Source organism: Streptomyces sp. NPDC001980, assembly GCF_040296885.1.
Classification (GTDB): domain Bacteria; phylum Actinomycetota; class Actinomycetes; order Streptomycetales; family Streptomycetaceae; genus Streptomyces.
Genome location: NZ_JBEOYD010000004.1, coordinates 266,556 through 292,489, shown reverse-complemented (window position 1 = coordinate 292,489; position 25,934 = coordinate 266,556). Strand labels below are relative to the sequence as shown.

The 25,934-nt window shown below is 70.6% G+C and carries 26 protein-coding genes; 11 read left to right on the top strand and 15 right to left on the bottom strand.

From position 1 onward, the window contains the following. Positions 1-99 precede the first annotated feature (99 nt). From ABT137_RS08175 to ABT137_RS08155, 5 genes are all read right to left on the bottom strand, one after another. Positions 100-729, bottom strand: coding sequence for a GNAT family N-acetyltransferase (locus tag ABT137_RS08175; RefSeq protein WP_351704341.1), 630 nt, complete (start codon positions 727-729; stop codon positions 100-102). A 191-nt stretch (positions 730-920) separates the two neighbouring features. Next, positions 921-1,757, bottom strand: coding sequence for a MetQ/NlpA family ABC transporter substrate-binding protein (locus ABT137_RS08170; protein ID WP_351704338.1), 837 nt, complete (start codon positions 1,755-1,757; stop codon positions 921-923). A gap of 72 nt (positions 1,758-1,829) precedes the next feature. Continuing rightward, positions 1,830-2,555 carry a methionine ABC transporter permease gene (locus ABT137_RS08165; RefSeq protein ID WP_351704335.1) on the bottom strand — a complete coding sequence of 242 codons (726 nt, stop codon included), beginning with the start codon at positions 2,553-2,555 and terminating at the stop codon, positions 1,830-1,832. After that, the gene (locus ABT137_RS08160; protein ID WP_351704332.1) at positions 2,552-3,586 is read right to left on the bottom strand and encodes a methionine ABC transporter ATP-binding protein; all 1,035 of its coding nucleotides are present in this window, start codon (positions 3,584-3,586) and stop codon (positions 2,552-2,554) included. Before ABT137_RS08160 ends, ABT137_RS08165 begins: the two co-directional genes overlap by 4 nt. A 377-nt stretch (positions 3,587-3,963) precedes the next feature. After that, positions 3,964-4,611 carry an HAD family hydrolase gene (locus tag ABT137_RS08155; protein ID WP_351704329.1) on the bottom strand — a complete coding sequence of 216 codons (648 nt, stop codon included), beginning with the start codon at positions 4,609-4,611 and terminating at the stop codon, positions 3,964-3,966. A gap of 69 nt (positions 4,612-4,680) precedes the next feature. Between ABT137_RS08155 and ABT137_RS08150 the strand changes: the two genes are divergently transcribed. Together ABT137_RS08150 and ABT137_RS08145 are read left to right on the top strand one after the other, a co-directional pair. Further along, positions 4,681-5,040, top strand: a complete 360-nt coding sequence (locus tag ABT137_RS08150) for a hypothetical protein (RefSeq protein WP_351704326.1) — start codon at positions 4,681-4,683, stop codon at positions 5,038-5,040. Position 5,041: 1 nt separating this feature from the next. Then, positions 5,042-5,461 (top strand): hypothetical protein, encoded by a 420-nt coding sequence (locus ABT137_RS08145; RefSeq protein WP_351704323.1) that lies wholly within the window; start codon positions 5,042-5,044, stop codon positions 5,459-5,461. A 115-nt stretch (positions 5,462-5,576) separates the two neighbouring features. Here the strand turns inward: ABT137_RS08145 and ABT137_RS08140 are convergent, their stop codons facing one another. The 3 genes from ABT137_RS08140 to ABT137_RS08130 all read right to left on the bottom strand — a co-directional run bounded on the left by ABT137_RS08140 (position 5,577) and on the right by ABT137_RS08130 (position 7,884). Next, positions 5,577-6,074 carry a GNAT family N-acetyltransferase gene (locus ABT137_RS08140; RefSeq protein ID WP_351498915.1) on the bottom strand — a complete coding sequence of 166 codons (498 nt, stop codon included), beginning with the start codon at positions 6,072-6,074 and terminating at the stop codon, positions 5,577-5,579. 44 nt (positions 6,075-6,118) lie between these two features. Next, positions 6,119-6,625 (bottom strand): sigma-70 family RNA polymerase sigma factor, encoded by a 507-nt coding sequence (locus ABT137_RS08135; protein ID WP_351704321.1) that lies wholly within the window; start codon positions 6,623-6,625, stop codon positions 6,119-6,121. A gap of 74 nt (positions 6,626-6,699) precedes the next feature. After that, positions 6,700-7,884 (bottom strand): glycerophosphodiester phosphodiesterase, encoded by a 1,185-nt coding sequence (locus ABT137_RS08130; RefSeq protein ID WP_351704318.1) that lies wholly within the window; start codon positions 7,882-7,884, stop codon positions 6,700-6,702. A 320-nt stretch (positions 7,885-8,204) separates the two neighbouring features. Here ABT137_RS08130 and ABT137_RS08125 point away from each other — a divergent pair, with 320 nt between their 5' ends. Next, positions 8,205-8,876: a lysophospholipid acyltransferase family protein gene (locus ABT137_RS08125; protein WP_089103180.1), complete on the top strand. Its 672-nt coding sequence runs from the start codon at positions 8,205-8,207 to the stop codon at positions 8,874-8,876. A gap of 208 nt (positions 8,877-9,084) precedes the next feature. Then, a complete protein-coding gene (locus ABT137_RS08120; protein ID WP_351704315.1) occupies positions 9,085-10,737 on the top strand; it encodes a multicopper oxidase family protein in 1,653 nt (550 codons plus the stop codon). 96 nt (positions 10,738-10,833) lie between these two features. Here ABT137_RS08120 and ABT137_RS08115 read toward each other — a convergent pair whose 3' ends face one another. From ABT137_RS08115 to ABT137_RS08095, 5 genes are all read right to left on the bottom strand, one after another. Next, positions 10,834-12,360 (bottom strand): MFS transporter, encoded by a 1,527-nt coding sequence (locus ABT137_RS08115; protein WP_351704312.1) that lies wholly within the window; start codon positions 12,358-12,360, stop codon positions 10,834-10,836. Beyond that, the gene (locus tag ABT137_RS08110; protein ID WP_351704310.1) at positions 12,357-12,908 is read right to left on the bottom strand and encodes a TetR/AcrR family transcriptional regulator; all 552 of its coding nucleotides are present in this window, start codon (positions 12,906-12,908) and stop codon (positions 12,357-12,359) included. The genes ABT137_RS08115 and ABT137_RS08110 overlap by 4 nt, the downstream gene beginning before the upstream one ends. Positions 12,909-13,033: 125 nt before the next feature. After that, complete coding sequence (locus tag ABT137_RS08105) at positions 13,034-14,005, bottom strand: aldo/keto reductase (protein ID WP_351704307.1); 972 nt, start codon at positions 14,003-14,005, stop codon at positions 13,034-13,036. Positions 14,006-14,172: 167 nt separating this feature from the next. Continuing rightward, positions 14,173-15,606, bottom strand: coding sequence for an argininosuccinate lyase (gene argH, locus ABT137_RS08100; RefSeq protein WP_351704304.1), 1,434 nt, complete (start codon positions 15,604-15,606; stop codon positions 14,173-14,175). A gap of 79 nt (positions 15,607-15,685) precedes the next feature. Further along, positions 15,686-16,879 carry an argininosuccinate synthase gene (locus ABT137_RS08095; protein WP_351704301.1) on the bottom strand — a complete coding sequence of 398 codons (1,194 nt, stop codon included), beginning with the start codon at positions 16,877-16,879 and terminating at the stop codon, positions 15,686-15,688. A gap of 189 nt (positions 16,880-17,068) precedes the next feature. Between ABT137_RS08095 and ABT137_RS08090 the strand changes: the two genes are divergently transcribed. The 4 genes from ABT137_RS08090 to ABT137_RS08075 all read left to right on the top strand — a co-directional run bounded on the left by ABT137_RS08090 (position 17,069) and on the right by ABT137_RS08075 (position 20,225). After that, positions 17,069-17,938, top strand: a complete 870-nt coding sequence (locus tag ABT137_RS08090; protein WP_351704298.1) for a hypothetical protein — start codon at positions 17,069-17,071, stop codon at positions 17,936-17,938. A gap of 119 nt (positions 17,939-18,057) precedes the next feature. Then, complete coding sequence (locus ABT137_RS08085; protein WP_351704295.1) at positions 18,058-18,645, top strand: pyridoxamine 5'-phosphate oxidase family protein; 588 nt, start codon at positions 18,058-18,060, stop codon at positions 18,643-18,645. 3 nt (positions 18,646-18,648) lie between these two features. After that, entirely contained in the window at positions 18,649-19,353 is a 705-nt protein-coding gene (locus ABT137_RS08080; RefSeq protein WP_351704292.1) for a L,D-transpeptidase family protein, read from the top strand. Positions 19,354-19,454: 101 nt separating this feature from the next. Further along, the gene (locus tag ABT137_RS08075) at positions 19,455-20,225 is read left to right on the top strand and encodes an alpha/beta hydrolase fold domain-containing protein (RefSeq protein WP_351704289.1); all 771 of its coding nucleotides are present in this window, start codon (positions 19,455-19,457) and stop codon (positions 20,223-20,225) included. Here ABT137_RS08075 and ABT137_RS08070 read toward each other — a convergent pair. Then, the gene (locus ABT137_RS08070) at positions 20,212-21,708 is read right to left on the bottom strand and encodes a sensor histidine kinase (RefSeq protein ID WP_351704286.1); all 1,497 of its coding nucleotides are present in this window, start codon (positions 21,706-21,708) and stop codon (positions 20,212-20,214) included. The genes ABT137_RS08075 and ABT137_RS08070 overlap by 14 nt on opposite strands. Beyond that, positions 21,705-22,445: a response regulator transcription factor gene (locus ABT137_RS08065; protein ID WP_351704283.1), complete on the bottom strand. Its 741-nt coding sequence runs from the start codon at positions 22,443-22,445 to the stop codon at positions 21,705-21,707. The genes ABT137_RS08070 and ABT137_RS08065 overlap by 4 nt, the downstream gene beginning before the upstream one ends. A 150-nt stretch (positions 22,446-22,595) precedes the next feature. Between ABT137_RS08065 and ABT137_RS08060 the strand changes: the two genes are divergently transcribed. Genes ABT137_RS08060 through ABT137_RS08050 form a run of 3 tightly spaced genes read left to right on the top strand, consistent with a single transcriptional unit; the run spans position 22,596 to position 25,916 of the window. After that, entirely contained in the window at positions 22,596-23,951 is a 1,356-nt protein-coding gene (locus ABT137_RS08060; RefSeq protein WP_351704280.1) for a ferredoxin reductase family protein, read from the top strand. A 31-nt stretch (positions 23,952-23,982) separates the two neighbouring features. Then, entirely contained in the window at positions 23,983-24,474 is a 492-nt protein-coding gene (locus tag ABT137_RS08055) for an FMN-binding protein (protein ID WP_351704277.1), read from the top strand. A gap of 59 nt (positions 24,475-24,533) precedes the next feature. Then, on the top strand, positions 24,534-25,916 hold the full coding sequence (locus ABT137_RS08050) for a ferredoxin reductase family protein (RefSeq protein ID WP_217550456.1): 1,383 nt from the start codon (positions 24,534-24,536) through the stop codon (positions 25,914-25,916). The last annotated feature ends 18 nt before the right edge of the window (positions 25,917-25,934 follow it).

The following is a 25,934-nucleotide window of genomic DNA, read 5'->3' as shown; positions in this document are numbered from 1 at the left end:
GGGTTTTCGCAGGTCGTCAGGGTCCGGGCCCGGAGGGCGGGCTCCGTGAGAGTACCTGGTGGAGGTGTACGGCGCGCGACGGGGAGAGTCCCGCCGCCGTCAGTTCCAGGAGGTGAAGCCGTCGCTGCCGGCGAGTTCCTCACCCGCGCCCTCCAGGTCCTCCGGGAGCAGGCTCCACACGATGTAGTCGCTGCGCACGTCCGCCCAGGTGCCGTCCTCGGTGCGGACGTGGACTATGCAGGCGTTGCGCAGCACGCCCTCGCTGATACAGCCGATCTTCTGTGCCACCTGCTGCGCGGCGGTGTTGTCGGCGGCGGTGCGCAGCTCGATGCGCTCGAACTTCTGGTCGCCGAGCAGCCATTGGGCGGTGGCGAGCGCGGCCTCGGAGGCGTAGCCCTCGCCGCGGGCCCAGGGGGCGATGATGTACGACAACTCGGTCGCCCGGATGTGCCAGTTGGTCTTGGCGAGCCGGACGACGCCGACCAGGCGCTGGGTGAGGAACTCGGTGACGGCGAGGTCGAGGCCCCGGCCGGCGAGCCGCTCGGCCGGGGCGTGCTCGGTGATCCAGCGCCGGGCGGCGTCCTCGCTGTACGGCTGCGGGGCGCTGGTCCAGGCCGCCACCTGCTCGTCGTTCATCATCTCGGCCAGCGCGGGCACATCATCCTCGTCGAGGGGACGCAGCACCAACCGCTCCGTGCTGATGGAGATGTTGGGGAAGGTGCTAGTCATGCGCCGCTCCGTAACCTTCGGAAATCCTTCAGGGCCAAACCGTCAGGGCCTGCGAACTGCCCAGCATGCAGCATGAAACCACTGAACCGCACGACGGGGTCCACCCGTGGTGACCGAGTGGACCCCGTGCGTGGCGATACGCCGTATACGTGCCGTCAGAAGGACCGGACGGCCCGGAAGGACGGTACGGCTCAGAACGACGGGATGACCGAGCCCTGGTACTTGTCCTCGATGAACTTCTTCACCTCGGGCGAGGTGAGCAGCTTGGCGAGCTTCTTCACCCGCGGGTCCTTCTCGTTGCCCTTCTTCACCGCGAGGAAGTTGCCGTACGGGCTGTTCTTCGCGGACTCCAGGACGAGGGCGTCCTTGGCGGGCTTGATGCCGGCCGAGATGGCGTAGTTGCCGTTGATGACCGCGGCGTCCACGTCGTCCAGGGAGCGCGCGGTCTGGGCCGCCTCGACCTCCTTGAACTGGAGGTTCTTCGGGTTCTTCGCGATGTCCTGCGGGGTCGCCTCGCTGCCGGCGTCCGCCTTGAGGGTGATGAGCCCGTTCGCGGCGAGCAGCTTGAGGGCGCGGGCCTCGTTCACGGCGTCGTTGGGGACGGCGATCGTCGCACCGCTCTTCAGCGCGTCGACGCTCTTGATCTTGTGGGAGTAGAGGCCGAGCGGCTCCAGGTGGACCGTGACGACGGGCACGATGTGGGTGCCGCGCTTCTTGTTGAAGTCGTCGAGGTACGGCTTGTTCTGGAAGTAGTTGGCGTCCACCGAGCCGTCCTCGGTCGCCGTGTTCGGCGTGATGTAGTCGGTGAACTCCTTGACCTCCAGGTCGAGTCCGGCCTTCTTCGCCAGGTTGTCCTTGATGTAGTCGAGGATCTCGGCGTGCGGGGTCGGGCTCGCGGCGACGACCAGCGGTCCGCTGTAGTCGCCGGAGCCGGAGGCGGAGTCCTTGTCCGAGCCGCAGGCGGTGAGCCCGAAGGTGAGGGCTCCGGCGGCGAGGACGGCGGTGGTGAGCTTGGCGGTGTTACGCACGAAAAGTGCCTTTCCTTAAGGGTGGAGCGGCCCCGCGGTGGGTGGTGCGGGGAGTTCTGGGGAGGGGGCGGCTCAGACGGTCTTGCTCGTCGCGGTGGACGCCTTGAGCAGCCGGAGCTTCGGCACCGGGCCCGACTGACCGCCCCGGCGGTGCAGCGAGCGGGCCGCGTAGTCGCCGGCGAACTGGATGACCGAGATGACGACGGCGAGGATGGCGACCGTGATCCACATCAGCTCGGTCTCGAACCGCTGGTAGCCGTAGCGGATGGCGATGTCGCCGAGCCCGCCGGCGCCGACCGTGCCGGCCATGGCGGAGTAGCCGATGAGCGCGACGATCGTGGTCGTGGTGGAGGAGATGAGCGAGGGCAGCGACTCGGGTACGAGGACCTTCCGTACGACGGTCCAGGTGTTGCCGCCCATCGACTGCACGGCCTCCACGAGCCCGCCGTCCACTTCGCGGACAGCCGTCTCGACGAGGCGGGCGAAGAAGGGGATGGCGCCGATCGCGAGCGGCACGATGGCGGCCTCGCGGCCGATGGTCGTCCCGGTGATCCAGCGGGTGAAGTTCATCAGCGCGACCATCAGGATGATGAACGGCATCGAGCGGGCGACGTTCACGATCTGCCCGATGACCTTGTTGGCCAGCACGTTCTGGAGCAGGCCGCCCCGGTCGGTGAGGACGAGGAGGACGCCGAGCGGCAGGCCGCCGACGACGGCGATCAGCGTGGACCAGCCGACCATGTAGAGGGTGTCCCAACACGCCTGGGACAGCAGCGGCTGCATCTCGGACCAGCTCACTGGGCACCGTCCTTCACCAGCGCGGGCTCCTGGCCCAGCACGTCGATCTGCAGGCCCTGCTCACGCAGGAAGCCGATGGGCACCACGTTGTCCTCGTAGCGGCCGGGCAGTTCGATGCGCATGCGGCCGATCTGGAGGCCGCCGACGGTGTCGATGGCCGCGCCGAGGATCGATATGTCGATGTTGTAGGTGCGGGAGAGCTGGGAGATGACCGGCTGGGTGGCGGCCTCGCCGTGGAAGGTGACGTCGAGGACCGTGCGGTCGTCGCCGGATGCCTCACCGCCGACCGGGAAGAGCGCGGCGGCCAGTTCGGAACCCGGGGTCGCGAGCAGTTCGCTGACGGTCCCGTGCTCGACGATGCGGCCCCTCTCCATCAACGCGGCGGAGTCGCAGATCGTCTTCACGACGTCCATCTCGTGCGTGATGAGCAGAACGGTCAGGCCCAGCTGCCGGTTCAGGTCGCGCAGCAGCTGGAGGATGGAGCGGGTGGTCTCCGGGTCGAGGGCGCTGGTGGCCTCGTCGGAGAGCAGCACCTTGGGGTCGCCGGCCAGGGCGCGGGCGATGCCGACGCGCTGCTTCTGGCCGCCGGAGAGCTGGGCGGGGTAGGCCTTCGCCTTGTCGGCGAGCCCGACCAGGTCGAGCAGCTCAAGCGCCTTGCGGGAACGTTCCTTCCCCGACTTCCCGAGGATTTCCAGGGGCAGTTCGACGTTGTCCTGGACGGTCCTGGAGGACAGCAGGTTGAAGTGCTGGAAGACCATGCCGATCCGGCTGCGCGCCTGCCGCAGCTCCCGGCCGGCCCGGGGACCGCGCCCGGCGAGGGCGGTGAGGTCCCGGCCGTCGACCGTCACGGTGCCGGCGGTGGGGCGCTCCAGGAGGTTGACGCAGCGGATCAGCGAGGACTTGCCGGCGCCGGACTGGCCGATGACGCCGTACACCTCGCCTTCGCGGACGTGCAGGTCGACGCCGTCGAGGGCGGTGACCTCTCGGCCGCGCGAGCGGTAGACCTTGGTGAGGCCCGTTGTGGTGATCACGTGGGTTTCCGTCACTGTCGAGTGCGCGGGCGTGGGTGTGCCCGGGCGCACGGGTGCGTTCGTTCAGGGACGCGGCACGGTTCTCGCAGAGGCGCTGAACCGGGGAGAACATGTGCGCGGGGGGGGCGGCGTGCGTCACGTACGGGCGTCGTCGCGTCGTACGGACATGCCACCGGTCTCGCTTCGGGGCGCGAGCTCTGGGGTGGTGCGGGGGCCCTCTAGAAGGCGCACATTCGACACATACAACGAGCACCGGGCGTCATGGTCGCCTCGGTCGCAGGGGTGCGGTCGCTCGTCGTGGTCATGCGATCAGTAAACCAGACCTACGGTCCTGACAGACCGCCGCTGTCCGCATGCTGGACAGCGGCGGACGCCTTTCAGCCGCGGGGCGATATCTCGACGCCGCGGTCGGTGACCAGCGCGGACAAGGCCGAGAGGTCCTTCACCACGAGGTCCGCGTCCAGCTCGTGCGCCTGGTGTGTTGTGGCCAACGCCACGGTGGTCATACCGGCCGCGCGGCCCGCCTGGAGCCCGGCGGGGGCGTCCTCGAAGACCACGCAGTGCGCCGGGTCGACGCCCAGTTGCCGGGCGGCGAGGAGGTAGGGCTCGGGGTCGGGCTTGCCGCGGGTGATGTCGTCGGCACAGACCAGCGTCTTCGGCCGGATCCCGACCGCTTCCAGGCGGGCCTCGGCGAGGCGGCGGGTGGCGGAGGTGACGACGGCCCAGCGGTCGGCGGGCAGGGAGTCGAGGAACGCGGCGGTGCCGGGGAGCAGGTGGACGCCGTCGTTGGGGACGTCCTCCACCTCCAGCTGTTCGACCCGGGCGACCGCCTCCGGCACGAGGTCCGCCGGGAGCAGGTCGGCGACGATGTCCGCGGCGGGCCGTCCGTGCAGCTCGACTCGGGCGAACTCCTCGGTGACGCCGTACTCCGCCGCCCAGCGGGTCCAGCAGCGCTCGACCGAGTCGAGGGAGGAGACCAGGGTGCCGTCGTTGTCGAACAGGAGGGCTTGTGCGTGGATCGTCATGGTCTAGACCCTACGGTGTACGGCAGGGGCGACGGCATCGGGCCGTTTCGGCCGTAATAAGGTCACCGCATGCTCAATGCCCTGCTGCTGGTGACCGGAGTCGCCGCGCTGCTGCTCGCCGCGTGGTGCGGCTGGGCGGCGTACCGGGACCAGCCGACGAAGGACTGGCACTTCATCGGGATGGCCGTGGTGACGGTGCTGGCGGTGATCCAACTGGTCGCCGGGATCGTGCTGCTGGCGCGGGGCGAGAAGCCGGACCAGGGGACGACGATCTTCGTCGCCTATCTGCTGGGCGCGTTCGCGTGCGTGCCGGCCGCGGGGTTCATGTCGCTCGCCGAGCGGACGCGGTGGGGTTCCGTGACGGTCGCCGCGGGCGGCGTGGTGCTGGCCGTGCTGGAGGTGCGGCTCTATGACATCTGGGGAGGGTGAGATGACGGCCGTGGACGAGAGGCCGAAGCGGCTGACCAGTGGGCCGGGGACGCTGCTGGTGTGGTTCTACGGCGTGATGGTCGTCGGGGCCGTGTCGCGATCCGCGTACCAGATCGCGACCGAGTTCTACCGGGCGCCGCTCGCGTACTCGCTGTCGGCGGTCGCGGGGGTGGTGTACGCGTTCATCACGTACACGCTGGTGCGGGGCGGCGAGACGGCCCGCAGGGTGGCGCAGGTGTGCTGCGCCGCCGAGCTTGCGGGGGTGTTGATCGTGGGTACGTGGACGGTCGTCGACTCTTCCGCGTTCCCGGACGCGACCGTGTGGTCGGACTACGGGATGGGGTACGTGTTCATTCCCGTGCTGTTGCCGATTTCCGCGTTGTACTGGTTGCGGAAGGGCGCCAAGGGGGCGGGAGCCTGAGGAACGTGCGCGACTGCGGGTGGTTCGTGGCTGGTCGCGCCCACGCGGCGGTAGCCGCACATCAAACACGGCCCCGCGCCCCTGAAGGGGCGCTTCAGCTTGGGGCGTTGAAAAGCTAGGCCGTTGTCGCGTATGTGCTCGCCGGCTTCTCCAGGACGATCATCGGGACGCCGTCCGCGCCCTTCGACGTGCCCACCGTCTCGTAGCCGACCCGGCGGTACAGGCGGAGGTTGCCCTCGCTGCGGTGGCCGGTGAAGAGGCGGAACCTCTTGGCGCCGCGCTGTTCGGCGAGGGCCTCCTCGGCCGCGCGGAGCAGGCGGGCGCCGATGCCGTGCCCCTGGAGGCGGGGGTGGACGCAGAGCTTGCCGATGGCGGCGGCGCCGTCCTCGGTGACCGAGCCGCGGACCGAGCCGACGACCTCCTCGCCGAGGCGGGCGACGAAGACGCAGTCGGTGGCGAGCTCCTGGCGGACCGAGTCGAGGCTCTGGACGAGCGGGTCGATGCGGTAGTTGCCGTACAGCGCCGCCTCACTCTGGAAGCACAGGTACTGGAGCCTGAAGATCTGCTCTGCATCCTGCTCGGTCGCCACCGAGATGGTCACGCTCATGCCCATGTGCGCACGCCTCCCGCTCACCTGATCGCCTGTCGTTCTCACTCCTATCCCCGCGCTTCGCGGCGCGCAACCTCCGGCGTCAACAATCGGCGCAGACAACCCAGACATCTGGAACGTTCCGGGCCGAGACTGCCCTGTGAGATACCCAACTCCCCCGCGATTTCCCGGTATGTCAGGTCCTTCGGGGAGAACAGGGCCTGGAGGAGGCGGGGGCAGCGGCCGGGGAGGCGGGCGACCGCCTCGCGCAGGGCGCGGTGGCGGGCGGTGGTGAGGACGCGTTGTTCGGGGGTGGGGGCGCAGGGGTCGGCGGGGTCCGTGGCGTACGGGTGTTCCCGGCGGGCGGTGCGTCGGGTGCGGCGGGACTCGGCGCGGACGGCGCGGCGCAGCCAGTCCTCCGGGGCCCGGGGCGGGCCATGGGTCTCCAGGCGCTCCAGGAGGCGGAGCCAGACGGTCTGCTCCAGGTCGCGGGGGTCGCTGCCGCACGCATGTGCCTCGGCGGCGGCCTCGGCGGTGAGCAGCGGGCGCAGGGCGGTGACCAGGTCGTGGGTCATGTGCGGAACGACGCGGCCGCCCCGGGGCAGGTTGCCGGGGCGGCCGGGAGACACCCCGAACGGGGTGCGGGGGCTCAGCCGTTGACGAAGTCGGCGCGGGCCAGCAGGGCGGTGTCGGCGTTGTCGGTGAAGACGCCGTCGATGCCGGTCTCGAAGTACTTCTGGAAGACCGGGAAGACGTTGCCGTAGGCGTCCGCGTCGCTGCCGATGCGGTAGGCCGGCGGCAGGAAGGGGTTCTCGTTGCGCATGGTGTACGGGTGCAGGATCAGACCGACCTTGTGCGCGTCCGCGACGAGGGTGCTCGGCGTGGTGAAGTTGCCGTTCGCGTCCTTCGGGATGATCAGGTCCACGGTCGGGCCGATGCCCTGCGCGTAGCCGGCGATCTCACGCAGGCCCTTGGGCGTGATCAGGTCGGCGACCGTGCGCGGGTCGCCCGTCGCGACGAAGTCGTAGGGCTGCGTGTTCGCGGCGGACAGCAGCACCACCAGCGGGTTGTCGATCAGCTTGTTGAGGCGCTGGATGCTGGTCGGCTCGAAGGACTGGACGATGACCGGCGAGTTCCGCTTGTCCTTGCCGTACTTGCGCAGCAGCTTGGCGATCCGCTCCTCGACGCCGAGGCCGAGCTTGCGGAAGTAGGTGGGGTGCTTGGCCTCCGGGTAGATCCAGACCTGCTTGCCGCGCTTGCGGGTCTGCTCGTCCTGCCACTTGAGGACTTCCTCGAAGGTGGGGATCTCCCAGCGGCCGTTGTAGATCGTGTTGTGCGGGCGGTTGGCCGGGATGCGCTCTATCGCGCGCAGCGTCTTCAGCTCGGCGAGCGTGAAGTCCTCGGTGAACCAGCCGGTGGTGGGGACGCCGTCCAGCGTCTTGGTGGTCTTGCGGTCGGCGAACTCGGGGTGGTCGGCGACGTTCGTGGTGCCGCCGATCTCCGGCTCGTGACGGCAGACCAGGTGACCGTCCTTGGTGGGGACGAGGTCGCCGGCCTCGACGACGTCGGCGCCGAGGTCGAGGGCGAGGTTGTAGGAGCCGAAGGTGTGCTCCGGGCGGTAGCCGCTGGAGCCGCGGTGGCCGATGATCGTCGGCTTCGGCAGGCTCTTCAGGCCGCCGTTGCCGTGACCGGCCTGCTTCGCCTCGGCCGCTCTGGCCGCACCGGGCAGTCCGAGGACCGCGCCGCCCGCGCCGAGCACCGCGGCGCCGAGCAGCGCCCGCCGTCCGGTCGTACCGTTCATCTGCGTCCGCTCGTTCGAGTCATGCGCGTTCATGAGCGCCCTCCTGACCTTCGCCCTTTGATGCCGGCTGATCGTAGGGCTGCGGATGTGACCGAAGGGAGACCGTCGACCCAACGGTCGGGTGACGCCGTATGGCTGATGAACGGCGAGTCATGACGGTCCGTCGGCGACATCCGTCACACCGCCGCGGGCTCGTCACGACCTGACTCCGGGGCGTCACCGCAGGTAAACCAGCGTCAACAGTACGTAAGACCTCGGTGAACCGGCCGCACCCGATGTGCGCTTCCCACGGAGCCGCGAGTAATGTCCTCACCTGCACAGACTCATACCGCCCCTCGACATCGGAGGACCCGTTGTCCCGCTTCGCGCTCATCAAGGCAGTGCTCGGACCGATCATGCGCCTGATGTTCCGCCCCCAGGTGGAGGGCGTGGAGCACATCCCGGGGGACGGTCCTGTCATCCTCGCCGGCAACCACCTCACGTTCATCGACTCGATGATCCTGCCGCTCGTGAGCAAGCGGCAGGTGTTCTTCATCGGCAAGGACGAGTACGTCACCGGCAAGGGCTTCAAGGGCCGGCTGATGGCCTGGTTCTTCACCGGCGTCGGCATGATCCCGGTGGACCGGGACGGCGCGAGCGGCGGCGTCGCCGCGCTGATGACCGGCAAGCGGGTCCTGGACGAGGGCCGGATCTTCGGGATCTACCCGGAGGGCACCCGCTCCCCCGACGGCCGGCTCTACCGGGGCCGTACCGGCATCGCGCGGCTGACGCTGATGACCGGCGCGCCGGTGGTCCCGTTCGCGATGATCGGCACGGACAAGCTGCAGCCGGGCGGCGCGGGCATCCCGCGGCCCGGCAAGGTCACCGTCCGGTTCGGCGAGGCCATGGAGTTCTCCCGGTACGAGGGGATGGACCGGGACCGCTACGTGCTGCGGGCGGTGACCGACTCGGTGATGGCCGAGGTGATGCGGCTGTCCGGGCAGGAGTACGTGGACATGTACGCCACGAAGGCGAAGGCCGCCTGACGGCGGAGGCCGGCTCACGCAGCAGACCGGCCGGCACTCTTTCGGCGCAAGGGCACGGACCGGTGGTCCGTGCCCTTCCCTCTGCCGTCTGTCTGCCATCTGCCTGACACCCGTCCGGCGTCCGCCTGCCGGTGGAATCTGCCCCGACACTTCAGTTGTTCATCGGCATTTACCAGCCATATGAGTACACAGCATGTCTTATTCAGACATGCAGAAACCTTCTCGGCGTACCCTGCTCCGTGCTCCCTTCGCTGCCGCCGGCGCGGGACTCCTCGCGGCATGTACCGACTCGGGCTCTGAACCCGGTTCCGGCCCGCAACACACGGCCGGCACCGCGGCGTTCGTCCCGCAGGGGCCCAAGGGGTACGTAAACCCGTCGGACCCGGAGGTGCTCGCGACCGAGCGGAAGCGCGGGTCCGGCCCCGTCCGCATGATCAGGTTCACGGCCGCCAGGAGCATGCTGGACCTGGGCGGCCGAACGGTCCACAGCTGGGCGTACAACGAGTCGGTCCCGGGGCCGCTGGTGCGCGTCACCGCCGGCGACGTCCTCAGTCTGACCCTCTCCAACCAGCTGGCCGAGAAGACCTCACTGCACGCGCACGGGGTGCGCCTGCGCTGCGACATGGACGGTGTTCCGGACCTGACCCAGCCGGCCATCGCGCCGGGCACGGACTTCATCTACCGCTTCGTCGCCGCCCACCCGGGCACGTATCTGCTCCACTCGCACGTCGGCATGCAGCCCGACCGGGCCCTCTACGCGCCGTTCATCGTCGACGACCCGAAAGAGCCGCTCGCCTACGACCAGGAATGGGTCGTCGTCCTGGACGACTGGGTCGACGACATCGACGGGTCCAACCCCGAGCAGGTGCTCGACCAGCTCAAGCCGGGCGGGTCCATGGCGATGAAGATGGGGATGGGCATGGGCCCCGGCCACGGCAGCCCGGGCCCGCACGGATCGGCGCACGCCTCCGCATCGCCGTCCAAGCCCACGTCCAAGGCCAAGTCGAAGACGCCGACGGGCCCCGACCGGGTCCTGCACAACTCCCACAGCCAGCTGCTCCACGGCGAGGGCGGCAACGTCGCCTACCCGCACTACCTGGCCAACGGGCGCCTGCGCACCGACCCCTCCGTCTTCCGCTGCCGCCCCGGCGACCGGGTCCGGATCCGCATCATCAACGCGGGCTCCGAGACGGCCTTCCGGGTCGCGCTCGGCGGCCACGAGATGACCGTCACCCACACGGACGGCTACCCCGTGCAGCACAAGAGGACCGACGCGCTGCTCGTCGGCATGGCCGAGCGGTACGACGTCCTCGTCACCGCCAAGGACGGCGTCTTCCCGCTCGTCGCGCTCGCCGAGGGCAAGAAGGGCAAGGCGCTCGCGGTCCTCCGCACCGACAAGGGCAGAAACCTTCCGGCGCCGGATGTCCGCCCGACCGAGCTGGACCGCGAGATCGTGCCGGCGCGCCGCCTGCTGCCGGCCGAGTCCGTCGCCATGGACGACCGGGTCCCCGACCGGGACCTGCTGATCAGGATCACGGGCACGATGCAGAGGTACGACTGGGGGTTCGACCACACGCAGTACGACGTGCGGCAGCGGCATGCGGTGCGGGCCGGTGAGCGGGTGCGGCTGACGCTCGTCAACGCGACCGACATGTGGCATCCGATGCACCTGCACGGGCACACGTTCTCGGTCACCGGGATCAGCTCGGCGGGGGCGCGCAAGGACACGACGATCGTGCTGCCGCATCGCAAGCTGGTGCTCGACTTCGATGCCGACAACCCCGGGTTGTGGATGCTGCACTGTCACAACCAGTACCACTCGGAGAGCGGGATGATGACGGTGCTGGGTTATAAGAAGTGAGGAGTGGGGGCTTCGGCGGTACCTCGGGCGCGGGTGCGACGTGGTTGAGCCGCAGTTCCTCCCCCAGCCTTCGGCCGGGGCTACCCCCAGCGCCCCTTACGGGGCGCTCTCCAGCCGTTGATCTCTCAGCAGGAACCAGGCTGCCGCTGCCGTCGCCAGCAGGACCGCGGCGCCCGCGCCCGAGGCCAGGTGGAGGCCGTGGGTGAAGGAGTCGCGGGCCGCCGTCAGCATGTCGGTCGCCGTGGGTGCGGGCATGGTCTTCGACGCCTCCAGCGCCGCGCCCAGCGATTCGTGGGCGGCGGCCGGGGTGCCCGGCGGGGCCGTGAAACCGCGGTAGACGCCCATCACGATCGAGCCGAGCAGGGCGATGCCGAGCGCCGCGCCCAGTTCGTACGCCGTCTCGGAGACCGCGGAGGCGGCACCGGCCTGGTCCTTGGGGACGCCGGAGAGGATGACGTCCGCCGTGACCGTGAAGGAGAAGCCCGCGCCGATGCCGACCACCAGGAGGGCGACACCGAGAATCGGGTAGCCGGTGGACCTGGAGAGAGTCGTGAGAGCCGCGAGGGCCACGCCCACGGCCGCCAGGCCGCCGGAGACCACCGCCCGTACCGAGTATCGGCGGGCCGCCCGGCCGGCCACCAGGCCCGCCGCCACCGCGCCGACCGCGGCCGGGAGTTCGGCGAGGCCCGCCTCGAACGGGTGCCTGCCCTGGACCAGTTGCAGGTACTGGGAGAGGAAGAACACCAGGCCGGACATGCCGAGCACGGTCAGCAGGTCGGCCAGGACCGCGCCGCTGAAGCCGCGGTTGCGGAACAGCCGCATGTCCAACAGGGGCTTGGGCATGGTGAGCTGGCGGCGGACGAAGCCGCAGAGGGCCACGACGCCGAGAAGGGCGGCGGCCGCGGTCACGCCGGTGAGGCCGTGGGTCGCGGCTTCCTTCACCGCGTACACGACGGCGATCATGCCGACCAGTGACAGGACGACGCTGATCAGGTCCCAGGGGCCCGGGGCGGGGTTGCGGGACTCCGGGAGCGTCCTGAGGCCGACGAGGACCAGGACCACCATCACCGGCAGGTTGATCAGGAAGACCGAGCCCCACCAGAAGTGTTCGAGCAGGAAGCCGCCCACGATCGGGCCGACGGCCGTGCCGGCCGAGGCCGCCGCACCCCAGATGCCGACGGCGAGGCTGCGCTCGCGCGGGTCGTGGAAGAGGTTGCGGATCAGGGCGAGGGTGGCCGGCATCAGGGTCGCACCCGCGACGCCCAGCAGGGCGCGGGCCGCGATCAGCATCCCGGGCGTCGTCGCGTACGCGTTCAGGACGGATATCGCGCCGAACGCCGTCGCGCCGACGAGGAGGATCCGCTTGCGGCCGATGCGGTCGCCGAGGCTGCCCATCGAGACCAGCAGACCGGCGATGACGAACGAGTAGACGTCGCCGATCCAGAGCAGCTGGGTGCCGGAGGGGTTGAGGTCCTCGCTGATGTAGGGGGTCGCAAGGCCCAGGACGGTCGCGTCCACGGCCACCAGCAGCACGGCGAGCACGAGGGCGGAGAGCGCGAGCCAGCGGCCCGGCCGCTTCTCCTCCGTCTCCGCCGCACGCGCCGGCTGCAGGGTGCTGGTCATGATTCCTCTCTTCGTCGTGCGCCGCCGAGCAACAGCTCGACGATCATGTGGGTGAAGTCCTTGGGGGCGACGCGGCCTTCGGAGACCGCCCACGCGGCGGAAGCCAGCAGGCCGTACAGCGCCTCGGTGAGCCAGGCGGGCGTCAGATCGATACGGAACTCGCCGCTCTGCTGGCCGCGCCGGAAGAGAGCGGCGATGCGGTCGTCGATCCGCGTCCAGCCCTGGTTCTGGCTCTCGCCCTCGAACAGCTGGTTCTCGGTGTAGAGGAAGGCGAGCAGGCCGGCGGCCGGTTCGATCTCGCGGACCAGGCGGTGTACGGCGTCGGCCGCGGGGCCCTCGTCCAGGCGGGCCGCGTCCACGGCCGCCTCGCACTCCGCGATGCCGAGCGCCTCCAGCGCACGGACGAGTGCGTCCCGTCCGGCGAAGTGCCGGTGGAGGGTGGCCCGGCTGATCCCGGCGGCCTTGGCGACCTCGTCCATGGTCGCGGTGGATTTCCGGGTCAGCAGGGCGGCCGCGCTGCGCAGGACGTGGTCGCGATCGAGAGCCATGAGACAAGGATAGACCATGTGAGACATCCCTGTCTCACAATAGGCACGCGCGGATCAGGGAGAGCGCATCGAGTGCGCTTCTGTGCCGTTAAGAGCATTTTTGGGACATTACGCCCCATTCTGTGTCAGTGCCACGGCAGGCTGCCGCGGCGCTCCCAGTAGGCGCGCGGCTCCTCGGCCAGGGTGGCGAGGCGGGTCAGCTGGTCCGCGTCGAGGTCGACCACGGCCGCGTGCAGGTTGGAGGTGAGCTGGGCGACCGTCGCCGCGCCGGAGAGGACGACCCCGGCCCAGGGCCGGCGGAGTACGACCGCGAGGGCGACGGCGTCGCAGCCCAGGCCGGTCTCCTCGGCCACGGTCCGCAGGGCGTCGGGGGCGTGCGGGGCGGCCAGCCGGCCGTTGGCCATGCCCTCCTTCACGATCACCGTGAGCCCGGCGTCGTGCGCCTCGGCGAGGGCCGGGCCCGCCGAGGTCTCCAGGGCGTTGTACGTCGACTGGACGGTACGGAAGAGGGGCTCGCCGTCGACCGTCACGGCGAGGGCGGCGCGGATCGCGTCGGCCTGGGCGGGGCCGCTGGTGGAGAAGCCGATGGTGAGGCCGCCGGCCGCCGCTTCGGCGAGGCGGGCGTGGAGTTCCTTGTCGGTGAGGGCGGGGCTGTCCGGGGTCACCGAGTGGATCTGGTAGAGGTCGAGCCGGTCGCCGAGCAGCGCGGCGGTCTCGGCGCGCTGACGGTCGTACGTCTGCGGGCTGTGGTCCTTGACCTCGTGCGTCTCGGCGTCCGTCGACCAGCCGGCCGTGTAGGTGTAGCCCCACTTGCTGCCGACGACGACGTCGGTGACGTCGGGACGGGCGGTCAGCCACTCGGCCAGGAACTCCTCGGAGCGGCCGTAGGAGCGGGCCACGTCGAAGTAGCGGACGCCCTGGGCGTAGGCGGCGTCGAGGAGTTCGTGCGCGCGGGTGCGCAGCGCAGCTTCGCTGCGATCGGTGCCGAGGTCCTCTTCGCGGCCGAGGTTGATGTAGCCGGGGCGGCCGACCGCGGCGAGGCCGAGGCCGAGGTGGGAGGTCGGCGTCGTTACGGTCGCTAGGCGGGCGAAGGGCATCGCGGGCTCCGTCGGGTCGGCTCCGGTTCGGCTCCTGACCAACGTAACCCGCGATGGCCTTCGCCCGAGAGCTCGGACGGTGCGGTGTGGTGGCGGGTGCGGACGCCCTGTGGCTTGTCGCGCAGTTCCTCCCCCAGCCTTCGGCCGGGGGTACCCCCAGCGCCCCTTTAAGCCTGCTGCCGAGCCGTTGCCCAGGAGTGCTGGTCCGCCACGTTCGCCTTGACCTCCGCCAGTTGTACCGCCACCGCGCTCGGGGCCGTGCCACCGCGGCCGTTGCGCGAAGCCAGCGCGCCCGGGACGTTGAGGACCGTCCGTACCTCCGGGGTCAGGTGGGCGGAGATCTTGGCGAACTGTTCGTCGGTCAGTTCGTCCAGTTCCTTGTCCTCGGCCTCCGCCGCCTTGACGCACTCGCCGGCCACCTCGTGGGCGACGCGGAACGGTACGCCCTTCTTGACCAGCCACTCCGCGATGTCGGTGGCGAGGGAGAAGCCGGCCGGGGCCAGTTCCTCCATGCGCTCGCGGTTGACGGTGAGGGTGGCCATCATGCCGGTGAAGGCGGGGAGCAGGACCTCCAGCTGGTCGCAGGAGTCGAAGACCGGCTCCTTGTCCTCCTGGAGGTCGCGGTTGTAGGCGAGCGGGAGCGCCTTGAGGGTGGCCATCAGGCCGGTCAGGTTGCCGATCAGGCGGCCGGACTTGCCGCGGGCCAGCTCCGCGATGTCGGGGTTCTTCTTCTGGGGCATGATCGACGAACCCGTGGAGAACGCGTCGTGCAGGGTCACGAAGGAGAACTCCTTCGTGTTCCAGATGATGACCTCCTCCGCGATCCGGGAGAGGTTCACGCCGATCATCGCGGTGATGAAGGCGAACTCGGCGACGAAGTCGCGGGAGGCCGTGCCGTCGATGGAGTTCGCGGAGCTGCCGTGCTCGAAGCCGAGGTCCTTCGCCACCGCCTCCGGGTCCAGGCCGAGGGAGGAGCCCGCGAGGGCGCCGGAGCCGTACGGGGAGACGGCCGTGCGCTCGTCCCACTGGCGCAGCCGCTCCGCGTCCCGGGTCAGGGACTGCACGTGGGCCAGGACGTGGTGGGCGAAGAGGACCGGCTGGGCGTGCTGGAGGTGGGTGCGGCCGGGCATCGCCACGTCCGGGTGGGCCTCGGCGAGGCCGATCAGGGCGTCCTGGAGGTCGGCGATCAGGCCGCCGATGGTGCGGGCGTGGTCCCGCAGGTACATCCGGAAGAGGGTCGCCACCTGGTCGTTGCGGGAGCGGCCGGCGCGCAGCTTGCCGCCGAGGTCGGCGCCGAGGCGCTCCAGGAGGCCGCGCTCCAGGGCGGTGTGCACGTCCTCGTCGGCGATCGTGCCCACGAAGGAGCCGTCGGCGACGTCGGCTTCGAGCTGGTCGAGTCCGGCGATCATGCGCTGGAGTTCGTCCTCGGTGAGCAGGCCCGCCTTGTGGAGCACGCGCGCGTGGGCACGCGAACCGGCGATGTCGTAGGGCGCGAGCCGCCAGTCGAAGTGGACGGACGCGGACAGCTTCGCCAGGGCCTCGGCGGGACCGTCGGCGAAACGGCCGCCCCAGAGCCGTACGTCACCGCTGTTGCTGCTCACTTGCGTTGCTCCTAGAAGAGATACGGATGTGGCACCGCCTCCCCGGCCATGAACGGGGAGGCGGTCGTCACGCTACTGCTTAAGACAGGTCGCGCTTGGCGGCGATCTTCGACGACAGACTGTAGATGTCGATGAAGCCCTTGGCCGCGGCCTGGTCGAAGGTGTCGCCGGTGTCGTAGGTGGCGAGGTTGAAGTCGTAGAGGGAGGAGTCGGAACGGCGGCCGGTGACGACCGCGCGGCCGCCGTGGAGCGTCATGCGGATGTCTCCGGTGACGTGCCGGTTCGCCTCGTTGACGAAACCGTCCAGGGCACGCTTGAGCGGGGAGAACCACAGGCCGTCGTAGACGAGTTCGCCCCAGCGTTGCTCCACCTGCCGCTTGTAGCGGGCTAGTTCGCGCTCGACGGTGACGTTCTCCAGCTCCTGGTGGGCCGTGATGAGCGCGATCGCGCCCGGGGCCTCGTACACCTCGCGGGACTTGATGCCGACGAGACGGTCCTCGACCATGTCGATGCGGCCGACGCCCTGGGCGCCCGCGCGCTCGTTCAGCTCCTGGATGGCCTGGAGGACGGTGACGGGCCTGCCGTCGATCGCCACCGGGGCGCCCGCCTCGAAGGTGACGACCACCTCGTCGGGCTCGCGCGGGGTGGCCGGGTTCCGGGTGTACTCGTAGATGTCCTCGATCGGGCCGTTCCAGATGTCTTCCAGGAAGCCGGTCTCGACGGCGCGGCCGAAGACGTTCTGGTCGATGGAGTACGGGGACTTCTTGGTGGTCGCGATCGGGAGGTTCTTCGCCTCGCAGAAGGCGATGGCCCGGTCGCGGGTCATCGCGTAGTCGCGGACCGGGGCGATGCAGGTCAGGTCGGGCGCGAGGGCGACGATGCCGGCCTCGAAGCGGACCTGGTCGTTGCCCTTGCCGGTGCAGCCGTGGGCGACCGTCGTGGCGCCGTGCTTGCGGGCGGCGGCGACCAGGTGCCGGACGATGGCCGGCCGGGAGAGGGCGGAGACCAGCGGGTAGCGGTCCATGTAGAGGGCGTTGGCCCTGATCGCCGGGAGGCAGTACTCGTCGGCGAACTCGTCCCTGGCGTCGGCGACCTCCGCCTCGACCGCGCCGCAGGCCAGGGCGCGCTTGCGGATGACGTCCAGGTCCTCGCCGCCCTGGCCGACGTCCACCGCGACGGCGATGACCTCGGCGCCCGTCTCCTCGGCGATCCAGCCGATGGCGACGGAGGTGTCCAGCCCGCCCGAGTAGGCGAGTACGACGCGCTCGGTCATGGGTCCCTCCTCACGTACATCCGCTTGTTATGCATGAGTATGCAGAGCTCTGCATGATTCGTCAATCCAGCCGGGTTCGGCTGACCGATATGAAAAAGGTTTGAACAAACGAAACCGCTTACTCGTACCCATCCCTGAACGCCGGCGCCGCGTTTGTAAACCCACCTCTGACCCAAGTGAGGCATCCGCATGTCCAGGGCTCTTCCGAAGTACAACAAGCGTCGTGTCGCGCTCATCGGCGGTGCCGCCGCCGTGGCACTCTCCGGCGCGGTCATCGCCGGTTCGGCCCTCGCCGGTACGCCCGACAAGAGCAGCGGCACGAGCAACGCGCGCACCCTCGCCGCCTCGCCCGGCACCATCACCTGCCCGGACGTCGCCTCCCAGCTCCCGGCGATCCCCGCCTCCGCGCAGGCCGAGGTCGACCGCAACCTCACGCTCCTCCAGACGCAGATCCAGGAGGCCAACAAGCGGCTGGTCGACACGGTGGGCCAGGGCGGGCCGAACTTCGTGAACAACGCGATCCTCGGTCCCCTCAAGGACAAGCGGGTGGCGACCATCAACCGGATCGCGACCGCGATCGGCCGTACGGCCGCCAAGCCGACCGGCCTGGACTCGCTGGCGCCGTGCACCCTGAACGCGAGCGGGACGAGCACGAACACCGGCAGCGGTACGGCGACGGGCACCGCCTCGGCCTCGGCCACGCCGAGCACGGCGGCGACCCAGCAGCAGTCGACGGGCAGCACCGGAAACACGAGCAGCAGCGCCGTCGGCACGATCACCTGCCCGGACGTCGCCTCCCAGCTGCCGGCGATCCCCGCCTCCGCGCAGGCCGAGGTCGACCGCAACCTCACCCTGCTCCAGACTCAGATCTCCGAGGCCAACAACCGGCTCCAGACCACGGTGGGCCAGGGCGGCCCGAACTTCGTCCAGAACGCGATCCTCGGCCCGCTGGAGGACAAGCGGAAGTCGACCATCGACCGGATCGCCATCGCGATCGGCCGGACGTCGACCAAGCCGACCGGCCTCGACTCCCTGGCCGCCTGCACGCTCACCAAGTGACGTGACAGGCAGCTGTGGCCGCCCCGTGTACAGCGCCGGCCGGGGCGGCCGCAGTGGGGCCTGTCCGGATCCCGGAACTCCTTAGACGTGCGAAGTAACCGCGCCGATAATTTCCAGGTATGGGAAAGACCTATGAGCGCATCGACGGCAGGCTCCGCACGTTCATCGAGGAACAGCCCCTGTTCTTCACCGCGACCGCCCCGCTCGCGGGCGACGGCACGGTCAACCTCTCCCCCAAGGGCCTCAAGGGCTCCTTCGCCGTACTCGACGAACTCACCTTCGCCTATCTGGACTTCGCCGGCTCCAACGCCGAGACCATCGCCCATCTGCGGGAGAACGGCCGCATCACCCTGATGTGGTGCGCGTTCCAGGGCCCGCCGAACATCGTGCGGGTGCACGGCCGCGGTGAGGCGGTCTTCCGCGACGACCCGCGCTTCGCGGAACTCCTCACCCGTTTCCCGGACATCGACCCGGCCCTGCACGGCCTGCGCGCGATCATCGTCGTACACGCCGAACTCATCCGCGACAGCTGTGGTTACGCGGTCCCCTACATGGCGTACGAGGCCGACCGTGAGCTGCACGGGAAGCGCTTCGCGCGCGAGGACGACGCCTCACTGAGCGCGTACTTCGAGAAGAAGGACCACATCGCGGTGAGCCTGGACGGCCTACCCGGGCTGCCGTTGCCGCTGCCTCCGTCTACCGTCTGAGCCATGCGTACAGGCGCCCTCGTCACCCTTGTCTCCGCGTCCCTGCTGCTGCTCGGTGCGGCACCGGGGGACGGGGACGCCTCACCGCTGCCCGCGCGCATGGCCGACACGGGCGGCGGCGACCAGCTGATCACGGCGGAGGCGTCCGCCCTGAACGCGACCTCGGGGACTTTGACCTGGTGGGAGCGGAGGGACGGGCAGTGGGTGCAGGTGGGCTCGGCCGCGGCCCGGTTCGGGGCGAAGGGGCTGGTCGAGGGGGCCGCGCGGCAGCAGGGTACGAACACGACTCCGACGGGGTTGTACGACCTTCCGTTCGGGTTCGGCCTCCAGGCCGCGCCGACGGGGACCTCCGTCAAGTACCGTGCGGTGACGGCGACCTCCTGGTGGTGCCAGGACAACGACTCGACGTCCTACAACCGTTGGGTGGACCCACTGCCGGCCGACTGCCGGGCCACCGAGGCGGAGCAGCTGTCGTCGTACGGGACGCAGTACGCGTATGCACTGGTCATCGGGTTCAACTACGAGCGTCCGGTCCGGGGGCGCGGGGCCGGGATCTTCCTGCACGTCAACGGGAACGGGGCCACCGCGGGGTGTGTGTCCGTGCCGGTGGACGCGATGCGGGAGATCCTGCGGTGGGTGGATCCGGGAAAGGCACCGCACATCGCCGTCGGGACGGTGAGCGGTGACACGGCCCTCACGCGGTACTGAGTCCGCCTCTCCGTTCGGAGATGGGCAGTGTGCGGGCCCGCGCGTTCAATGGGGCCAGCCGCGCATCCGGCTTCCAGGAAGACCTGATCTGGGAGATTGAGATGACCATCAACCGCACCGCGATGATCGACTTCGTCGATTCCCGTATCGCGCAGACCAGCGACCCGAAGCACGTCCGGCAGCTGAAGGTGCTGCGCGCGCACATGCTGGCCGAGGTCGACGAGGACGTGGACGCGCTCCTCGCAACGATCTCCCCGACCCGCCAGGATGCGGATGCTCATCTCCTGGCCGTTCGACGAGAGCGGCCTGCTCGTCGGCGAGGAGACCTATTCCTCGGCATCGCACGCGACGCCGTCACGGTGGGCGGCGTGTCAGCGGGCGGGAGCCTCGCGGCCGTGGTCGCGCTGATGGCACGGGACCTCGACGGCCCCGCCATCGCCCTGCAACTGCTGGAGGCCGCCGGCACCGACCTCACCAAGACATCGAGTGCCTGGCGGCACCCTCGCTCCGAACACGACACGACACGCGAGGCCGACCTCGCCATGATCGACCTCTGTCTCTCCTCGCTCGCCGAGCGGGCCCACCCCTCCGCGTCCCCGCTCTTCGCCCCCAGCCTCGACGGCGTGGCACCCGCCTACCTCATCAACGCGGAATTCGACCCGCGCAGGGACGAGTGCGAGGCCTGTGCGGCCCGGTTGCCCGACGCCGGCGTCCAGGCGGTCGGCCGGACCCTGCCCGGCCACGTCCACGGATCGTTCGGGCTGCCGGACTGGCAGCCCGCACGCGACTGGCGGGCCGCCGCCAACGCGGTCCTCGCCTCGGCCAACGCCGCCGCGCGGGCCGGCCGGCCGGTCCCCCTCACAGCTCTGTAGCGCTCCGCGGACCGGTTCCCGGAAGTCCGACCGAGAACGTCGTCGCACCCGGGCGGCTCTCCATGGTCACCGTCCCCCCGTGCGCCTCCACCACCGCCGCCACGATCGACAGGCCCAGGCCCGCTCCGCCGCCGGGGGCATCCGCGCGACGGCGGTGTTCGGCCCGGGTGAAGCGCTCGAAGACGCCCGGCTGGATGTCCTTCGGAACTCCGGGGCCGTCGTCGTGGACGTGAAGGAGTGTCCTGCCGCCGTCCGTCTCCAGTGTCACCGTCACCTTCGTGCCGGCCGGTGTGTGCAGACGCGCGTTGGCCAGCAGGTTGGCCAGCACCTGTTGCAGGCGGTGGGTGTCGCCGGTCACCGTCACCGGTTCTTCGGGGAGGTCCAGGGTCCAGCGGTGGTCCGGGCCCGCGGCTCGCGCGTCCGTGACCGCGTCCAGGACCAGGTGGGTGAGGTCCACCGGGTGGCGTTCCAGGGGACGGCCCGCGTCCAGGCGGGCCAGGAGGAGGAGGTCGTCGACCATCTCGCCCATCCGGGAGGACTCGGCGGCGATGCGTTCCAGGGCGCGGGTGACCTGGGGAGGCACCGGGCCCGGGTGGAGCAGCGCCAGTTCCGCGTGGCCGCGGACCGAGGCGACCGGGGTGCGCAGCTCGTGGCTGGCGTCGGCCGCGAAGGTGCGCAGGCGTTCCTCGCTGGCATGGCGCTTCGTCAGCGCGTCCTCGACGTGACCCAGCATGCGGTTGAAGGCGGCGGCCATCCGGCCGACCTCGCTGCGGGGGTCGGACTCGGGGGCGCGGGGCGGCAGGGCCACCTCGCCGCTGGCGAGCGGGAGTTCGCTGACCCGGGCCGCGGTGTCCGCGACGCGGCTCAGCGGGCGCAGGGACCAGCGGACCCAGAGGGCGCCGGCCACTCCGGCCACGGCCAGGGCCAGGGCGAAGACGGCGGCGGCGACCAGTTCCAGGCGGTGCACGGTGGCCCGTACGGGTTCCAGGGGCAGACCGGTGATCAGTACGTCGCCGTCGCGGCCCGTCCAGGCCAGCAGCCGGTAGTCCCCGATCGAGGAGAGGTGGACCGTGTGGCCGCGCGCGTCCACCGGCAGCCCGGCCAGGGCCGCACGGTCGCCGGCCGTGAGGGTGACGGTCAGGTCCGGGTCGGCGCCGGAGGGGATCAGGGCCGCGTTGGTGACCCGGCCCTTCAGCAGGCGGGCGCCGAAGGTGCCGGCGGCCTGGCGGCGGGTGTCGCCGTGTTCGTCGCCGTCCCGGTCGCTGGGCTTGTACGTGCCGTGTTCGAGGGACTGCGGGAAGCTGGGGCCGGTCTGCTGGAGCTGCTGGTCGAGGCGGCCGGTGAGGAAGCCGTCCAGTTCGACCACGGCCGCGACGCCGACGGCCGCGCAGCTCACCGCGAGCAGCACGACCAGGCCCGCGGTGAGACGGGCGCGGAGGGTGCGGAGGCGGGGCAGGTGCCGTAGCCGCCGTAGCGGCTTCACCGGGTCACCGGCTTGAGGACGTACCCGGCGCCACGGACCGTGTGGATCATGGGCTCGCGGCCCGCGTCCACCTTCTTGCGCAGGTAGGAGATGTACAGCTCGACGACGTGGGCACGGCCGCCGAAGTCGTACGACCACACCCGGTCGAGGATCTGCGCCTTGCTGAGGACGCGGCGCGGGTTGCGCATCAGGAAGCGCAGGAGTTCGAACTCGGTCGGGGAGAGCTCGATCAGCTCGCCCGCCCGGGTCACCTCGCGGGCCTCCTCGTCCATGGCGAGGTCGCCGACGACGAGGCGCGGGCCGTCCTCCTGCTGGCGGGCCATGCCGGCGCGGCGCAGCAGGCCGCGCAGCCGGGCGACCACCTCCTCCAGGCTGAAGGGCTTGGTGACGTAGTCGTCGCCGCCCGCGGTGATGCCGGCGATACGGTCCTCGACGGCGTCCCGGGCGGTGAGGAAGAGCACACAGACGTCCGGCTTGACCTGGTGCAGCGAGCGGAGCACGGCGAAGCCGTCGGTGTCCGGGAGCATCACGTCGAGGATCACCGCGTCCGGCAGCAGCTCCCGGGCCGCGGCCAGCGCGCTCGCGCCGTCGCCGGCCGCGCGGACCTCCCAGCCCTCGTAGCGCAGGGCACCGGTGAGGACCTCCGCGAGGTCGGGGTCGTCGTCGACGACGAGGACGCGGAGCTGGGTGCCGTCGGGGCGGGTGAGGGCGGGGCGGCCGGAGCGGGTCGTATTCATCGCGTCTCCCAGCATCCCTCCCCACGGGAGCGATGAGCGGCCGCCCGCCCTCTGAATTTCCTCTGAGCCCGCTCAGACGGTCCCGGTTCAGAAGGTGCTCAGAGGTTCGGGCTGCACAGTGGCGTCCTGACCGGAGAAAGGACGCGACTCATGACGACCGTGGACGAACGGCGCACGACTCCGGCCGTACCCGCCGTGGCCACGCGCCGCTCCCCCGCCGCCGTGCTCGCCGTGCTGTGGGCCGGGGCCGGGGCCGTGATCCTGCTGTGGTGGTCGGACACCGGCTCCGTCGTGGGTGCGGCGGGCTGGCTGACCGGGGCCGGGCGGATCGCCGGCCTACTGTGCGGGTACGCCTGTGCGGTGCTCGTCGGCCTGATGGCCCGGGTGCCGCTGCTGGAGGTGCGGGTCGGCTCGGACCGGGTCGCCCGCTGGCACGCGATGGCCGGCCGCTACACGGTCTGCCTGCTGGTCGCGCACGTCGTGCTGATCCTCACCGGGTACGCGGCCCAGGACCACGCCTCCCTCGTCCACGAGACGCTGAACGTCGTCCTGGACTACCCCGACATGCTCAAGGCGACCGCCGGCACGGTGATCCTCTTCGCCGTCGGCATCACCTCGATGCGCGCCGCGCGCCGCCGGACCAGCTACGAGTTCTGGTACTACGTCCACCTGCTCACCTACGCGGCCGTCTTCCTCGCCTTCTTCCACCAGCTGACGCTGGGCAACGACCTCAACGGCAAGCCGGTCGCCACCGCCTTCTGGTACGCGCTGTACCTCGGGGTCGCCGCCCTGGTGGTGTGGTTCCGGATCCTGGCGCCGGTGCGGCTCAACCTCCGGCACCGGCTGCGGGTGCACTCCGTGCAGCAGGAGGCGCCGGGCGTGTACTCGGTCGTCGTCCAGGGCCGGCGGATCGGGGAACTGGGCGCCCAGGCCGGGCAGTTCTTCCGCTGGCGCTTCTTCGGCGGCGACGGCATGGGCCGGACGTCGACCCCGTACTCGCTCTCGGCGCCGCCGCGCGGCGACCTGCTGCGGATCACGGTCAAGGCGCTCGGCGACCACAGCGCGGCCGTGCCGCTGCTGCGCCCCGGTACCCGGGTGTGGGCGGAGGGCCCCTACGGCTCCCTCACCGCGGACCGGGTCACCAGCCACCGGACCCTGCTGATCGCGGCCGGCGTCGGCGTCACCCCGCTGCGGGCGCTCTTCGAGACCCTGCCCGGCGAGGTCACGCTGCTCTACCGGGCGCGTACGGCCGAGGACCTGGCGCTGGCCGGCGAGCTGGAGGCGATCGCGCGCTGGCGCGGCGCCCAGCTGCTGTACGCCCTCAACGGTCCGCGGGGCGAGCGCCCCGCCCTCACGGCGGAGTCGCTGCGGGCGACCTTCCCGGGCCTCGCCGGTTACGACGTGTACATCTGCGGTCCGCACGGCTTCGCCCAGGAGCTGTACGGGGCGCTGCGCGCGGCCGGGGTGCCCGACCGCCGCATCCACCACGAGTCATTCGAACTGTGAGACGAACCGCGAGAGCTGTGAGGCCCCTGTCGTGCACGCACTGAACAAGAACCGGCCCCTGCGCCGCATCCTGCTGGCCGGCGCCACGACCGTGTCCGGGATAGTGCTGCTGCTGGCGCTGAAGCCGCACACCAGCCCGACGGTGATCACGGACTCGGCGGCCCAGGCCCCGGCCCCGTCGAGCAGCGCGAGCGCCTCCCCGGGCGCGACCGGCGACTCCGGCAAGTCCGGGAGCAGCAGCACCGGCACCAAGACCGTCACCGGGGACACCGTCCAGACCCGCTGGGGTCCCGTCCAGGTCAAGGTGACCATCAAGAACGGCAAGATCACCGACGTCACGGCGGTCCAGTACCCGACGGACAACCCCCGGGACCAGGAGATCAACGATTACGCCCTCCCGCAGCTGCGCAGCGAGGCGCTGGCCGCGCAGAGCGCGAGCATCGACACCGTCTCCGGAGCCACCTACACCAGCGAGGGATACCAGCAGTCGCTCCAGTCCGCACTGGACTCCGCGGGACTCTGAACGCTCAGGCAATACGCCACGTACCTGTGGGCCAAGGGTCAAGTCCCTACGGAGGAACCGTGACCACCACGCTCGCAGGCGGACGTGCCGCCCGCCGCCAGACGATGCGCCGCATCCGCCCGCGCCGCTCCCCGGCCGTACCGCTGCTGCTCGCCGTATGGGCGGGCGCGGCGGCCGTGCTCTGGCTGTGGTGGCACAACACCCCGTCCATCGCCGACCAGAACGGCAAGATCCTCAACGCCGGCCGGATCACCGGTCTGCTGGCCGGCTACCTGATGGCCCTGGTCGTCCTTCAGATGGCCCGGGTACCCGCGCTGGAGCGGCGGGTCGGCTCCGACCGGGTCGCCCGCTGGCACGCGATGAGCGGCCGCTACACGCTCTGCCTGGTCTTCGCGCACGTCTTCCTCATCATGTGGGGCTACGCGCTGCAGGCCGGCAAGACGCTGAACGACATCGTCCAGCAGACCATCGACTCCGTGAACCAGCTTCCCGACATGGGCAAGGCGGCCATCGGGACCGGCCTGTTCGTCGTCATCGGCCTGACCTCGATCGGGCCGGTGCGGCGCCGGATGCCGTACGACACCTGGTACCACGTGCACCTGCTGACGTACGCGGCGGTGTTCCTGACCTTCTGGCACCAGATCACCACCGGCAACGACTTCGCGCTCACGCCGATGGCCAAGACCTTCTGGTACGGGCTGTACGGCGCGGTCACCGCGCTGGTGGTCTGGTACCGGATCCTCACCCCGATCCGGCTCAACCTGCGGCACCGGATGCGGGTCGAGGCGGTCATCGAGGAGACGCCGGGCATCGTGTCCGTGCTGATCGGCGGGCGCAAGCTGCACCGGATGGGCGCGGAGGCCGGCCAGTTCTTCCGCTGGCGGTTCATGGCTCCCGGAATGCGGTTCAGCTCGCACCCGTACTCCCTGTCGGCGGCGCCTCGCCCCGACATGCTGCGGATCACCGTCAAGGCGATCGGCGACCACAGCGCGCGGCTGCGCGAACTACGGCCCGGAACCAAGGTGTGGGCCGAAGGGCCGTACGGGGCGATGACCGCGTCCCGGCGCAGCCGCGGCAAGGTCCTGCTGGTGGCGGGCGGCGTCGGGATCACGCCCATGCGGGCGCTGTTCGAGACGCTGCCCGGTGCCGCGGGCGACCTGACCCTGCTCTACCGGGCCAACACCACGCAGGACCTGGCGCTCTGGGACGAACTGGCGAAGATCGCCAACGAGCGCGGGGCCCGGCTGATGTACGCGGTCAACAGCCCGGAGGGCGAGCGGCCGGACATCTCCGCGGAGAACCTCCAGCGGAAGATCCCGGACATCGACAACCACGACGTCTTCATGTGCGGCCCGCCCGGGTTCGCGCAGGGCGTGTACGAAGCACTGCGCGGCGCGGGAGTTCCCGCCCGCCGCATCCATCACGAGTCGTTCGAGATGTGAGCGACGGGACCACACGGG